Annotated in this window: 13 protein-coding genes and 1 riboswitch; of the genes, 11 read left to right on the forward strand and 2 right to left on the reverse strand. The window is 41.9% G+C overall.

Annotation, left to right across the window (positions count from 1 at the left end; translation table 11 throughout):
* The first annotated feature begins 247 nt into the window (after positions 1–247).
* From AC3WTL_RS01550 to AC3WTL_RS01560, 3 genes are all read left to right on the forward strand, one after another.
* Positions 248–517, forward strand: coding sequence for a DUF1450 domain-containing protein (locus AC3WTL_RS01550; protein ID WP_222499615.1), 270 nt, complete (start codon positions 248–250; stop codon positions 515–517).
* 119 nt (positions 518–636) lie between these two features.
* Positions 637–1,005, forward strand: coding sequence for an ArsR/SmtB family transcription factor (locus AC3WTL_RS01555; RefSeq protein ID WP_163140991.1), 369 nt, complete (start codon positions 637–639; stop codon positions 1,003–1,005).
* Positions 998–3,121, forward strand: coding sequence for a heavy metal translocating P-type ATPase (locus AC3WTL_RS01560; RefSeq protein WP_492368833.1), 2,124 nt, complete (start codon positions 998–1,000; stop codon positions 3,119–3,121). Before AC3WTL_RS01555 ends, AC3WTL_RS01560 begins: the two co-directional genes overlap by 8 nt.
* A 209-nt stretch (positions 3,122–3,330) precedes the next feature.
* Here AC3WTL_RS01560 and AC3WTL_RS01565 read toward each other — a convergent pair whose 3' ends face one another.
* The gene (locus tag AC3WTL_RS01565) at positions 3,331–5,508 is read right to left on the reverse strand and encodes an FUSC family protein (RefSeq protein WP_492368834.1); all 2,178 of its coding nucleotides are present in this window, start codon (positions 5,506–5,508) and stop codon (positions 3,331–3,333) included.
* Between the two features lie 145 nt (positions 5,509–5,653).
* Here AC3WTL_RS01565 and AC3WTL_RS01570 point away from each other — a divergent pair, with 145 nt between their 5' ends.
* The 8 genes from AC3WTL_RS01570 to AC3WTL_RS01605 all read left to right on the forward strand — a co-directional run bounded on the left by AC3WTL_RS01570 (position 5,654) and on the right by AC3WTL_RS01605 (position 13,221).
* Positions 5,654–5,992: a YolD-like family protein gene (locus tag AC3WTL_RS01570; RefSeq protein ID WP_076261786.1), complete on the forward strand. Its 339-nt coding sequence runs from the start codon at positions 5,654–5,656 to the stop codon at positions 5,990–5,992.
* A gap of 177 nt (positions 5,993–6,169) precedes the next feature.
* Positions 6,170–6,721, forward strand: a complete 552-nt coding sequence (locus tag AC3WTL_RS01575; protein ID WP_492368835.1) for an MEDS domain-containing protein — start codon at positions 6,170–6,172, stop codon at positions 6,719–6,721.
* Between the two features lie 20 nt (positions 6,722–6,741).
* Complete coding sequence (locus AC3WTL_RS01580) at positions 6,742–7,500, forward strand: GNAT family N-acetyltransferase (RefSeq protein ID WP_222499609.1); 759 nt, start codon at positions 6,742–6,744, stop codon at positions 7,498–7,500.
* Between the two features lie 198 nt (positions 7,501–7,698).
* On the forward strand, positions 7,699–8,322 hold the full coding sequence (locus tag AC3WTL_RS01585; RefSeq protein ID WP_048010748.1) for a YhbD family protein: 624 nt from the start codon (positions 7,699–7,701) through the stop codon (positions 8,320–8,322).
* Between the two features lie 17 nt (positions 8,323–8,339).
* Positions 8,340–9,053, forward strand: a complete 714-nt coding sequence (locus AC3WTL_RS01590; RefSeq protein WP_222499761.1) for a polymer-forming cytoskeletal protein — start codon at positions 8,340–8,342, stop codon at positions 9,051–9,053.
* Between the two features lie 396 nt (positions 9,054–9,449).
* Complete coding sequence (locus tag AC3WTL_RS01595; protein WP_492368836.1) at positions 9,450–10,883, forward strand: spore germination protein; 1,434 nt, start codon at positions 9,450–9,452, stop codon at positions 10,881–10,883.
* A 44-nt stretch (positions 10,884–10,927) separates the two neighbouring features.
* Positions 10,928–12,100 carry a Ger(x)C family spore germination protein gene (locus AC3WTL_RS01600; RefSeq protein ID WP_492368837.1) on the forward strand — a complete coding sequence of 391 codons (1,173 nt, stop codon included), beginning with the start codon at positions 10,928–10,930 and terminating at the stop codon, positions 12,098–12,100.
* Between the two features lie 17 nt (positions 12,101–12,117).
* Complete coding sequence (locus AC3WTL_RS01605; RefSeq protein ID WP_492368838.1) at positions 12,118–13,221, forward strand: GerAB/ArcD/ProY family transporter; 1,104 nt, start codon at positions 12,118–12,120, stop codon at positions 13,219–13,221.
* A gap of 7 nt (positions 13,222–13,228) precedes the next feature.
* Here AC3WTL_RS01605 and AC3WTL_RS01610 read toward each other — a convergent pair whose 3' ends face one another.
* The gene (locus AC3WTL_RS01610; protein ID WP_248347975.1) at positions 13,229–13,441 is read right to left on the reverse strand and encodes a YczF family membrane protein; all 213 of its coding nucleotides are present in this window, start codon (positions 13,439–13,441) and stop codon (positions 13,229–13,231) included.
* A gap of 251 nt (positions 13,442–13,692) precedes the next feature.
* Positions 13,693–13,771, forward strand: a riboswitch (ZMP/ZTP riboswitch).
* The last annotated feature ends 35 nt before the right edge of the window (positions 13,772–13,806 follow it).

Consider the following 13,806-nt stretch of genomic DNA (forward strand, 5'->3'; position numbering starts at 1 on the left):
TTTATTGGAGCGGAAGGTGCGAGATCCTCGAAAATGCTATCGTATTTTCTTCGTGCGGTGTTTACTCCAGGAAGCTTAATCAACGTCCAGCGGGAGCAGCGGGACAGGTGAGACCTCGCAGAAGCGGAGCGTCGAGGAGGCTCACCGACCGCCCCGTGTTTCCCTGAGCAGCCTGGAGCGTAAATCAGCGGACAACAATTTATACGGAAAAGAGCTTAAAAGAAAAACCAAAAGGAAGTTTGATAAGGTGAAACTCATCAACAAACTATTCTCAAAGCAAAAAACATCTTCAATTGAATTTTGCCAGCGGAATCTGGATGAATTTTTAAAAGAAGATAATTTAACTGAATTTAATGAATTCCTGAGCCAGAAGAATATTATTTATAAAGAATACGAATGTCAGAGCAAATGCAAAGAATGCAGGCTGTCTCCCTATGCTGTAGTGGACGGAAAATTGATTGCAGCGGAGAATTCGGATGAATTATTAATAAAACTGAAAGAAGAAGTAAAGAAATAAAAGGAATCGGAGCAATCCGGTTCCTTTTTTCATACAATATTCAAATAATTGTTTGAATAAGCTCACAGACGAGGTATAATATATTCAAATGAATGTTTGAATAATGAGGGGAGAAAAAATTGGGCTCTAAAGATACATGCGAAATTTACTGCTTTGATGAAGACAAAGTGAACCGCATTCAGGGGGAACTGGTGAAGGAAGATCTTTCAGGTGCTGCCCAATTATTTAAGGCTCTTGCTGATGAGAACAGGGCAAAAATTTCTTATGCACTAACCCGGGATGAAGAGCTGTGTGTCTGTGATATTGCCAATATCATTGGCGCGACAGTTGCAACGGCATCCCACCATTTGCGGACATTGCATAAGCAGGGAATTGTTAAGTTCCGGAAAGAAGGGAAATTGGCTTTTTATTCATTGGATGATGATCATATCAGGCAATTAATGATGATTGCACTTGAACACAGAAATGAGGTGAAAGCCAATGTCTGAACAAGCTGGAATTGCGGAGAAAGAGACGGTAACCTACCGTGTTCAGGGCTTTTCCTGAGCAGGCTGTGCCAAGACGTTCGAAGAGAACGTGAAACGCCTGGATGGCGTTTTAGATGCGAATGTGAATTTCGGAGCTTCCAAAATAACCGTTACTGGGACAGCTTCAATGAAGGCGGTCGAAAAAGCCGGAGCCTTCGAAAATCTGAAGCTGCGTGCCGAGAATGAAAAAGCGGTTGTGCGCGAGCCGTTCTGGAAGCAGAAATCAAATTATAAAGTCTATATATCAGCTCTTATTCTCATTATCAGCTGGTTTTTAAGCGAACAGTATGGAGAGGATCATCTATACCCGATCACAGGGTATGCAGCAGCTATAATCATAGGCGGTTATACTTTATTCCTGAAAGGCTTCAAAAATCTTGCGAGATTGAATTTTGACATGAGCACCCTGATGACGATCGCTATTATAGGTGCAGTGATCATTGGCGAGTGGGGAGAAGGAGCGATGGTTGTCATCCTTTTCGCCATCAGTGAAGCCCTTGAGCGTTTCTCAATGGAAAAAGCGCGTCAGTCCATTGAATCATTGATGGACATTGCCCCTAAAGAAGCATTGATCAAACGGGACAATGAAGAAATGCGGATTCATGTGGATGATATTCAAATTGGTGACATCATGATTGTGAAGCCGGGAGAAAAATTGGCCATGGATGGCGTGGTCTTGAAAGGAACCTCTTCCCTGAACCAGGCAGCGATTACAGGAGAGAGCGTGCCTGCCGTTAAGACTGCAGGTGATGAGGTTTTTGCAGGTACACTAAATGAAGAGGGATTGCTTGAAGTAAAAGTCACAAAGCATGCTGAAGATACCACCATCGCTAAAATCATTCATTTAGTTGAAGAAGCACAGGCGGAAAAAGCGCCTTCCCAGCAGTTTGTCGATAAATTTGCCAGGTATTATACGCCTGCCATCATTGTTTTAGCACTTTTAATAGCGGTTGTTCCTCCGCTGTTTGGCGGGGATTGGAACGAATGGATTTACCAGGGGCTAGCAGCACTCGTTGTCGGCTGTCCGTGTGCGCTTGTCGTATCTACACCGGTAGCCGTCGTTACGGCCGTCGGTAATGCAGCAAGAAACGGTGTCCTGATTAAGGGCGGCATCCACCTGGAGGAAACAGGGGCGCTTAAATCGATTGCATTTGATAAAACAGGCACATTAACAAAAGGTGTTCCTGCAGTTACAGACATCATCACTATTAAAGGTGATGAAAGACAGCTCCTCCAAATCACGGCTGCCATAGAGAAAGGGTCACAGCATCCCCTTGCTTCAGCAATCATGAAAAAAGCAGAAGAAATGGGCACTGATTTTACCGGGCTGGACACAGAGGAATTCACCTCTATTACCGGAAAGGGAGTAAAAGCCGCAGTGAATGGTGTCCTCTACTATGCCGGCAGCCCCAATCTGTTTGAAGAGCTTCATAGCGGCATGGAAAGCACTATTCAAAAGCAAATAGCAGATCTGCAGACCCAGGGTAAAACCGTTATGATTCTAGGGACAGCAAGCGAAATGCTGCTATTAATAGCTGTTGCAGATGAAATACGGGAGCATTCGAAAACGGTCATCAGCAAACTAAATGATATGGGAATTAAAACAGTTATGCTGACAGGCGACAATCACAGAACGGCTTTGGAGATCGGAAAGCAAGCCGGCGTTTCCGAGATTAAAGCGGATTTGCTGCCGCAGGATAAACTGGCTGTTATTAAAGAACTTCGTGCCGGCCATCAAAGTGTGGCAATGGTCGGGGATGGCGTCAATGATGCGCCTGCTCTTGCTGCTGCGTCTGTCGGGGTTGCCATGGGCGGTGCCGGAACAGATACAGCACTAGAAACAGCAGATATTGCCCTAATGTCAGATGACTTGAGCAAATTGCCTTATACGATTAAACTCAGCCAAAAAGCGTTAAGGATCATCAAGCAGAATATCACGTTCTCACTTGGAATCAAGGCACTGGCTTTATTGCTGGTTGTTCCGGGCTGGCTGACCCTATGGATTGCCATATTCGCGGACATGGGAGCAACCTTGCTGGTCACCTTGAATAGCCTGCGGCTTCTCAAAATAAAGTGAAACTTCAATCAGTGGGGGTTTCACTGATTGTTAGTTGAACCAATCGGGCCTTTACGGGCAGTTTGACCCCCGCTTATCCTCCTTTGATTGCTCTGAGTCTTGAAGTGGGGGTCTTACTGCCCGTTAGACTGCGATAAAGAAATGAAAAGAGTTATGCCTTCGGGCATGGCTCTTTTTTGTGATCTGGAATAAATAAAAAAGAAGGAGCATTATTGCTCCTTCCCTGCACCAAGCTCTTCTGCCAATTCCACAATCGCTTTGTTGATTCTCCAGACGAAATAAAGATGATGAATCAAATCACGCTGGGATTGCTGCCTTGGTGGTGCCATTCGTTCAATTTGTTCTCTTTCCCGGTCCAGACTATAGACAAGTGTGCCGTCTCCGCTTTCTTTAATCAGGTCCATTAATGTTTCAATATTTAATTCAAGTTTCTCCTCAATTCTTGTGAAAACATCGACCAGCTCATCAGGATAGTCGAATCCTTTCCGGTAGGAGGAAGCCACCAGATGTCTTGCATAGTAATTGATGGCTGAAAAAAGGGTGATCCATCTGTTAACGTCAGCATGGCGTGGCGATCCGGGTTTCTTTATCAGCGATTGCGCTTCGACGTTTATGGTTTTAAGCTTTTGATCCAATAAGAAGCCTTTGCCTGAAAGCTCCTTAACATTCACATCTTCCCGGAAGCTTCGCACATATGCCGTGACATACGGTTTCAGTTCTTGAAGATAATCATTTATCGTATCGGCCACTTTATCCTTCGTTTTTTTAGGAAAAATAAATAGAGATACGCCGAATGCAATGCCGGCACCGGCAATCGTATCGATAACCCTGGCACTGATAAGGGAGAATGATATTCCGCCAAGTAAAAGGTCATACATAAAAGCGACCAGCATCGTAATAAACATGCTCATTAATGTATAAGAGACTTCAAATAAATAAAAAGAGAAGAAAACTGCTGCAAAAATGAGCGTGATTTCCAGCACAGAATGGCCGCTGACCACTCTGGCAAGCGTAAATCCAATCACTGCCCCGATAATCGTTCCAACTGACCGCTGAAAACCTTTCGTATAAATGCGCCCGATTGATTCGGTTCCGAGCAGAACGATAAAGGCTGTTAAAAGAACCCAATAAGGCTGGTCAGGCGAAAGAATCTGTCCAGCAATGATGGATATGATGGCAGCAGTTAATGCCTGAAATGCTTTTTTGGTGGAAGGTTTGAGGCTCTTATCTTCTTTAGATGATTCATCCTCATCGGGCGTCTCTTCAGATACTTCTATTTCATTGTCTTTTACTTTATGAAGCGCCTGCTGTATAGTTATGCCGCCCTCAATGACATGGTTTGCAAGGGACTCGATCCGCCTGATCAAGTAAAGCCATCCTGCCGGTTTGTCTTCCCTGTTGAACAAATCCATAATAAGCAGGCGAAGTGCCTGTACAGCAAGCTCTGCTTCACGAAGATTTTGTTCTTCATATTGATGGGCAAGAACTTCAGCGTCACGGAGAGAGCGGGTTACCCAGACCAGGAGGTTTCTCAGCTCTTCTATGTCAAGGGCATTCGCTTTTTTTAAGTTCCGGATGGAGTCAGTCAGCGTTTCAATCAGCATGCCTGTATCAAATATATATAACCTCAGCTGGGATGGGGTCAGCCCGGGCCATAATTTCTGCACATCATCCTCATTGATATACTCTGAAACGATTACAGCATAATCCCGGAGTTTCAGCACGTTTCTCCGCAATTCTTCCCGCTGATGAGCAGTCATACGCTCTTCCTGCATTCCCTCAATTAAGAGATTGAAGGTAAAATTACTTTGGAAATGAAAGGAGCGGATGCTTCTTTTCAGGTTTTTCGCGGTGTCCTGAAAAAGAATGAAATTGAACAGGAAAGCATACGCGACCCCAATCCAGATCCCGAAGTAAAAGGAAGGAAGCTGGCTGGCTGATAATTGCAGAATAGATGAGAAATAAAGTGTCATGAATGCGATCATGCATAATGAGAAATAGCGGACACCAAAGCGGGTCAAATAAAAGCTTAAAAATATTAATGCAACCATTGAAATATCGGTAAAGATTGTGCTTTCTGCCAGCAGTGAACCGATTGATACTCCTGCCATTGCTGAAAATCCAAGGAGGCCGGTTGTGAGCATTTTCCCTTTTTTAGAGTCATCCATCACAATCATGATGCCAAGCATGCCGGCCATTCCGGAAACAATTGCCGGAGTAAGGGCGAGAGCGGCATCTGCCCCAGCCAATTGGATAAGAAATAAAGTTGTAAATACTGACGCCATTAAACTTAAGGTGGCTCGTCCGGCTTTTTGAAATCGGATAAGTCCGGGATCGGACGCCAGCAAGCTTCCAAGCCACCGGTATTTGATTTGCAGCTGCTTCATTGTTTCACCAATCTTTTTTTAGAGAGTTAAAGTGTATTTTACCATTCGTACTTTTATTATCCAAATGAACCAACTTAAGCTTTTTCTGTTTTTTAGGTTTTAAAATCGAACAAATGTTCTATAATAAAGTATGGAGGGATTTATTATGCCGCTAAAAGATAGAGGGAAAATAAAATGGCAGCCTGCTCACTTCATGCCGGAACACCGGGCGATGCTAAGAAAGCTGGAAAGAGATCAAATGGCGCAAAACAAGCCGCTCATTGATGAATATGAATTGGAGGAATATGAAAACAAAATTCACTATGCAATGGAATATGCTTATCTTTTGAAAGTAAAAGTCTGGCGGGAAGGATTTTTCCTCGAATACAAAGGAAGGGTAAACCGACTGGATGGCATCAGCAGAAAAATTTATCTGCAACTGGAGAGCGGGGATCTTGAGAAAATTAACTTTGATGAAATAGCCGGGGCGGAAGTGGAAGAATGAATAATATTTTATAATTGCAGCAGACTCGAGGAACTTACCTCGAGTTTTTATATGGGCCGTGGACCGCAAACAAATACACCCACTTTTTTCAATTTTTAGATATAATAAGAAAGAGCAGCTGGGAGTGAGTAGCGTTAAAGTACATCAAACATTTTTTCGTTATAAGGAGTCTTATCAATGAATGAATTGTTAACAGATTTACTTGATGATCTGCAAAAGTCAAACGGTGGCCATATTCTTTACCACTATGATCAAATGGATTGCTATCTTCAGTATGCGGTCTCATACATAACGGCTGGTGTCAGATGCGGCGGACATGTTTTGTTTGTGGAGAATGATCGGAATTATTTTCTTATTGAAAAAGAATTAACTAATATGTTGGGAGAAGAGGAATTAAACAGGGTTCATTTTACGAACAATTTTGATTTTTATTACTCTAACGGTAATTTTAATCCTGGTACAGTGTTCAACTTTTTTCATAAACACATTCAGCCATATTTAGATAGCAATACTAAGATATTTACATGGGGTTTGGTTGAGTGGGGGAACGTGAAGGACTACATTCCGTTAGTGGAACAATATGAAAAAAACCTAAGCAATGCCATTTCTGACCATGGCCTGATTTCCCTGTGTGCTTATGATAACAGAAATACGCCTCCGGAACTAAAGGAGAATTTAATGCGCTGCCATGATGTGCTCATAACAGATAGAGAGTATAAATACCTATAAAATGTTTTTAGGAGAAACCGATGGAAAAGATCACATTTCATGATATTTATAAACCGGGACACAGTGTTCTGGAAAATGACCTAATTATTCATAACCATAATCCTGACATGCTCCTTCAGTATGACAGCAATTTTATTGCCTTTAAAAGAATGCCTTCCGTTCAGGAGTTTGAAGAGGCACATCAATATTTAAGAGATTTTCATCAGAAAAAGGGCCAAAAGCATGTAAGATTTTATTTTCCGGATGATGAGGAGCTTTCTGGAGAGCTTGTGGCTTTCTTTCAGCAGGATAAAGATTATACGGTTGGGTTCCTGGAGTTATTTGCGATTCTTCCGGCTGAATTTCCGGAAGTCCAGGAAAGGGAAGAAATTAAAATTGAAAATGTTACGGATAAAACATGGAACGATTATTTGGAATTTCAGTATGAGCAGGATTCGGTATATGGGGAAAACTTCGCAGAGAAAAAGAAAGCTCAGCACTTAAGAAATTACAAAGATGAAAGTATTCAGCAGCTTATTGCATTTTATAAAGGAAAGGCAGCCGGATCTGTTGATGTCATTATCAAGGAACGAACAGCTGAAATTGATGGATTGATGGTCCATGAGGATTTTCAAAAGAAAGGCATCGGCAGCTCCCTGCAGAAATCCGTGATGGATCAGTATAAGGATAAAACGATCATTCTTGTGGCGGATGGAGAAGATACTCCAAAAGAGATGTACCGAAGGCAAAATTACCGGTATATTGGAAAGCAGTATAACTTATTAAAAGTATACGAATGAAGGGAAACCTGGTTCAATATTAGCCAGGTTTTTTTGTGTCAATAAAACATTGTTTTACAGTAAGAAGCTTGAAGAGTATTGATTTCGTGGTGAATTCCGGAAGATTTGTCGAAAAAAATCAGGAAAAAAAGAATAAGTACACATTTCATACGTAACAGTGTTATGTTACAATCGAATCATCAGAAAGGAGTCCTGGAATTGAGCGATGAATTAATTTCAAAAAAAGAGGTTCTGGATTTAACTGGGATTTCATATGGACAGCTTTACCGGTGGAAAAGGAAGAACCTGATACCTGAGGACTGGTTTGTCAGGAAATCAACTTTTACAGGGCAGGAGACTTTTTTTCCAAAAGAGAAAATACTCGAGCGGGTTGAAAAGATACAGAAGATGAAGGATACCCTTTCTTTGGATGAGCTGGCTGATTTGTTTTCATTGAATGCTTCGAACCTGAAGCTGCCAAAGGAAAGTCTGATGGCTAAAGGAATAGCTTCTGATCCGGTTATGAATATCTTTCTGGACACACAGGGGGAGATTCACGAATTCAATTATTATGAGATTTTAAAGCTTTATATACTTTCCAGCCTGCTGGAATCGGGGGATATCCATATCGAAGAAGGGAAAATGCTCCTTCAGCTATTAAATGATCATCAAGAGATTCTGCAGCAGCCCAAAGCTGTGATCTGCTTCATTCGAAAACTCGGCATGTCCAGCTGCCTGGCTTCAATGAACGGGGAACAGGTCCTTCTCGAAAAAGGGACAAAATTGGCAGCCGCTATATCGGTAGAGCAATGTGCTGAGGAATTAAAATCCAAATTGGCATAGGAGGAAATGCTGTGGAAATGAAAACACTGGGGAACTTAATCATTAATGGAGTTGGATCGGTTAATGGAGGAACTTTTAATAAAGTCGAAATCAATGGAAAGGGCACGGTAAATAGTGATATAGAATGCGAGAGATTCAATTGCAACGGTACGGGGACGATCCATGGAAACGTAAAAACCGAAAAAGGAAAGATCAGCGGTGCAGCCAAGATCCATGGAGCAGTTAAAGCTGAATCTTTAAATATCAACGGCTCCGCATCCATTTCAGAAGCTGTCCACAGCCAAAAGCTTGAGGTTGCCGGAAATTCCTCCATTGGAGGTTCTGTAAAAAGCGATGAAATGGTAGTGAACGGGAAAGCAAAGATTGCAGGAGACTGTGAAGCGGAGGTTTTCCGCGCGGAAGGGGCTTTTAAGATAGATGGTTTACTAAACGCAGAAACGATTGATATTAAACTATTTGGAGAAAGCAAAGCGAAAGAGATTGGCGGAAGAAAGATAAAAGTGGCACAGCATAGAGAAAGCCTGTTTAAATTGATCAAATCACTCTTCCCCCTCAAGCTCGAGGCAGAATTAATTGAAGGTGATGACATCGAACTTGAAGGCACCTCAGCTCTTGTCGTCAGAGGCAAAAATGTCAAAATCGGCAAAAATTGCGAGATTGGACTAGTGGAATACTCGGGAGAATACGAATGTTCACCAGACTCAGTGGTGAAAGAATCCCGGTTAATATAGAATCATGAATTCCTAACCTGATTGGTTAGGTTTTTTTTATTTAGGCTGTTACCAAAAGGCTTTTTGAATAGTATTTACTGAGTTGATTGGAGTGGAAGGTGCGAGATCGTCGAAAATGAATTCGCATTTTCTTCGTGCGGTGAATACTCAAGAAAGCTTATTCTAAGTCTTGCGGGAGCAGCGGGAGAGGTGAGACCCCGCAGACGCGCATCTTGAGGAGGCTCACCGCTCGCCCCGCTTTTTGCTGAGCATCCTGGAGCGGAAATCAACGGACAACATTGATAGGCGAAAAAAAATTTATACGAAAAGAGCCTTTTTTAAAAGGCAAGATATTCATAATCCAAATGGTACCGGGCACACTAACAAACAAGATTCGTTTTCCAAAGGAGATTTACTGTGTTCCGGAAACATTACAGTCACCATAAAAAGATAAGTAAGAGTATTCACTCTAATATTCAATACTTAACAGAGCAGTTTGGCAACAGCTCCGATCTATCAGTCCGAAATATAATACTTTCAAACCAAGGAAAAGCAGCCCTCATACATCTCCAGGGGATTGTTGACGACCAAAGCCTGCATGACAATGTTCTGCATCCTATTCTCGCATACAGTTGTGAACAAAAATCTATTCAAAATTGGTCCGTGGAAATAGCTCAGATCATTTCGGTATCTAAGGTGAATATCATTGATGAATGGCCCGTATTAGTTGACGGTCTGCTGAGCGGGGACACGGTTATTTTGATAGAGGGGCATCCAGAGGCGATCCTTGCGGGAACAAGAAAGATTCAATCAAGGTCTATTACAGAACCTACCACACAAACGGTGGTGAAAGGGCCAAAGGATGGATTTACAGAGAATTTAGGGACGAATATTTCGCTGATCCGTGCCAGAATACAAAATAACAATCTAAGGATTGAACAGACAAAAGCAGGGAAAGTGACCAAAACCGATATAGGCATTTTATATATGGAGGGCATAGCGAAAGAGGAAATCGTCAAGGAAGTGAAGGAAAGAATCAGTAAAATCGATATGGACAGTATATTGGACACAAATTATGTGGAAGAAGCCTTAAAGGACAACAGGAAAACGATCTTTCCTCTCTTCCAGAATTCAGAGAGGCCAGATGTGGTCTCTGCTAACCTTTTAGAAGGCAAAATTGCGATCATTATACAGGGAACACCATTTGCATTGATTCTGCCGGCTTTTTTTATCCAATTTTTTCACTCTCCTGAAGACTATTATGCTAATTACCTGGTGAGTTCCTTTTTAAGACTCATTCGGGTCGGCTCGTTTTACGTTAACATGTATGCATCGGCCATTTATTTGGCCCTGATCACGCACCACCATGGCTTAATCCCTACTACTTTAATGGTGACGCTCATGGCACAAAGAGAACAGGTTCCGTTTCCGGCCATTGTGGAATTACTGGTAATGGAACTGGCCTTCGAAGTCCTGCGGGAAGCCGGGATCCGAATGCCAAGGGCCATTGGTCCGGCTGTTTCCATTGTAGGGGCACTTATTCTCGGGCAGGCTGCAGTCGAAGCAGGCTTTGTTTCAGCGGCAATTGTGATCATCGTGGCGACGACAGCTATCTCAAGCTTTACACTGCCTAACCCTAATATTGTGAACGCCGCACGCGGATTGCGTTTCATTCTTATTTTTGCCGCTGCTTTTATTGGATTCTATGGAATTATCCTGTTTTCTTTATGCATTATTTTGCACCTTTGCAGCCTTAAATCAGTAGGAGTCCCATATCTCACTCCACTCTCACCGGTCAGAGTCAGCGGTTTGAAAGACAGTTTAGTCCGGATAGGCACCTCTTCCAAGTGAGGCTCCTTGATTCGGAAGTCAATTAAAAGAGCAGGGATGAACGTATGAAAAAAGTCATTTCGGTCCTGTTGATAATGGGTTTACTAACGGGCTGTTCCAATTATAGAGATTTAAATGAAGTCGGTTTAATAATCGCCATTGGCATAGACCTCCCCCAGGAAAGGGAATCAGGCTATCGGGTCACGTATCAATTAATCAATCCTGGTTATTTTTCGCAAAATGGGGCTGTAAGCAGCCTTCCGGTTATTAATTACACAGTCGAAGCAGAAACGTTTATTGAAGCGTACCGGATGGCATTTTTAATCATTCCAAGAGAGAACAGTGTTACTCATCTTTCTTTGATTGTGATTGGAGAGGCTCTTGCAAGAGAGGGGCTGGGGCTTATATTTGATGTGTTTGAAAGAGGTGAATCACGCTCTTCGTTTCCGGTTTTTATTGCAAGGGACACGACTGCGGAAGAAGTTCTGGGGGTCATTGAGCCGCTGGAATCCAATCCAACGAAAAGCATCATCAGTACCAGCGAGAATAATGAAAAGATGTACGCCATCTCAGAAATCGTTCCCATTTACCGGGCCATCTCCCTTTTATCAGGTGAAGGGCAGAACCTTATGCTGTCAGGCATTCATTTGAACAAACCGCTTAAATCTCAGAATCAGACGGATAACCTGCAGGACATCAAGCCTCCGGTCGTGGAGGTAACTGGCTTAGCCTTGTTTAAAAAAGATCAATTAGCCGGCTGGTTTGACGGCAAAATCGCAAGAACAGCCCATTTAATTAACTCAGCCGCTGAGTATACATCCTTTCCGCTGCCGTGTAACAGTAAAAAAAATATGACCGTCACGACAAAAGGTATAAAGTCAACCATTAAGACAGAGTTAAAACCAAAATTGACCCTGGCAGTTGACGCAGATATTAAGGGCTATATTGCTGAACTGGAATGCTATATTAAAATTGACAGTGAAGAAGAAATAAGAAAGATTGAGAAAAAATTAGAAGAAGAGGCTGAAAGCCAAATAAGGGAAACAATCAAAATGGCGCAGGAAATGGAAACCGATGTATTCGGTTTCGGCAGAAAACTATCAATAAATAATCCGAATTACTGGAAAAAACATAAGAAAGAATGGAATACGCTATTTAAAAATGCGGATATTGAAGTAAATGTGAATGCAAAAATTTCGAACGCAGGGTTGCTGACAGATCCATATAAACTACAATAATTCTGGATGTGAAGTAAATGCCGAAAGATAAGATTGATGGAATACAATTGTTCTGCTTGATGGTCCTTTTTATGTTTGGGACAGCCGTGTTTCTGGATCTTGGAAGCGGAGCCCGCCAGGATGCATGGATCGTTACGATTCTTTCACCCATTGCCGGGCTGGCAATCTTCGCTGTTTACTATCGACTTTACAGACAGCATCCGGATTTGCCGCTGACAGAATACGTGAAAAAAATTTTAGGAAAATACCTGGGAAGCCTTATAAGCTATATGTACATTATCTATTTCATTTATCTCGCGTCCAGGGTTTTGCGTGATGTTGAGGAATTGCTGATCAGTTCTCCTTATGCCAAAACCTCCATTATTACATTGGGTATCTGTATGGTGTTTGCATTGATATACGCAGTTCATTTAGGTTTTGAGGTATTTGCAAGAGCAGGGATTATCTGTTTCGCCGTCATGACAGTCACTTTATTGCTAATCCTGATATTCTATGTGATCAGTGACTTGATTCACCTCGAAAATTTAAGGCCTGTTTTGGCTAATGGATGGAAGCCGGTCATCGGGGAGATTTTTCCGGTTAATATGACGGTTCCCTATGGAGAATTGGTTCTATTTACGATGATCCTTCCTTTAATGAAACGGAAGACAAAGATTTTGAAAACAGGAAGTATGGCAATTGCTTATGTAGGCATTTATTTAACTATTAATACTATAATCTTAATTTGTATTCTTGGTGCAGACCTCCTTGAGCGTTCGGCCTTTCCGGCATTGGCTGCTGTTGGTTATATTGAAATTGGGGGATTTATTCAGCGTCTGGATCCTTTTATCATCCTATTGATTGTATTTCTGGGGTTTATTAAAGTGGGCATGTTCTTCTATTGTGCGGTAATCGGAATGAATAACCTTTTCAAAATGAAGCCAAATGTTTTTACCTCCTATTTTATGGGCGGGATTATTTGTCTTTCTTCCATTATGATTGCACCAAGCTATCAAAGCCATCTGGATGAAGGATTAAAAGTAGTGCCTTATTTCCTGCATATTGCTTTCCAATTCGCCATTCCTGCTGTATTGCTAGTATTGGCGTCAATCCAGCGTAAATGGAAACTGGGAAAAGTGTGAATAGCGGTTATTTTTTCTTCTTTTCCTGTAACAAGTACATAACGAATAAACCAAGGATAAAAATTACCATAAGAAAATAATCTTCTCCCTGTGCGGAAGACAGGACACTTTTTATGCTTTGCCAGGATTCAAATAATGGATGACCCTGGATATAATCAAGAGAAACAATGAGGCCAATTGTACCGGCTAAGAGTGATAAGAGAATGAATAAAGCACGCAAATGATTCACCCACAGGTATTAGGATATGTATTTGGTTTAACATGTTTTTTCTTTTATAAACTTAATAGGAACCGAGGGTGGCGGAAAATTACGGAATGAATAAGGGATAAAAGCCTGTTCTGCAGCATAATGTACAAATTACGAAAAATATACTTTATTATTCATAGAAAAATAAATAAATTTTTTATTTTTGTAAGCGCTTTAAAGGGTTGAAGTTTTCTGAAGACTTTGATAAGATTTAAAAAACCGAAAAGGCTATGTGTAACTGGCGAGACGCGGATCACCGCGGGGGAGCACATAGTGTCGAAGCCGTTCGCCTGGGCAGAGGTAAGGGATTCTACCCTTACCTCTTTCTGTTTTAAAAT

This window comes from Cytobacillus sp. EB106-05-05-XG126, assembly GCF_058791715.1.

What these genes read in the sequence shown, in the direction of transcription:
- AC3WTL_RS01565 (WP_492368834.1), bottom strand. Translation starts at nt 5,508, where the DNA reads ATGAAGCAGCTGCAAATCAAATACCGGTGGCTTGGAAGCTTGCTGGCG.
- AC3WTL_RS01570 (WP_076261786.1), top strand. Translation starts at nt 5,654, where the DNA reads ATGCCGCTAAAAGATAGAGGGAAAATAAAATGGCAGCCTGCTCACTTC.
- AC3WTL_RS01575 (WP_492368835.1), top strand. Translation starts at nt 6,170, where the DNA reads ATGAATGAATTGTTAACAGATTTACTTGATGATCTGCAAAAGTCAAAC.
- AC3WTL_RS01580 (WP_222499609.1), top strand. Translation starts at nt 6,742, where the DNA reads ATGGAAAAGATCACATTTCATGATATTTATAAACCGGGACACAGTGTT.
- AC3WTL_RS01590 (WP_222499761.1), top strand. Translation starts at nt 8,340, where the DNA reads ATGAAAACACTGGGGAACTTAATCATTAATGGAGTTGGATCGGTTAAT.
- AC3WTL_RS01600 (WP_492368837.1), top strand. Translation starts at nt 10,928, where the DNA reads ATGAAAAAAGTCATTTCGGTCCTGTTGATAATGGGTTTACTAACGGGC.
- AC3WTL_RS01605 (WP_492368838.1), top strand. Translation starts at nt 12,118, where the DNA reads ATGCCGAAAGATAAGATTGATGGAATACAATTGTTCTGCTTGATGGTC.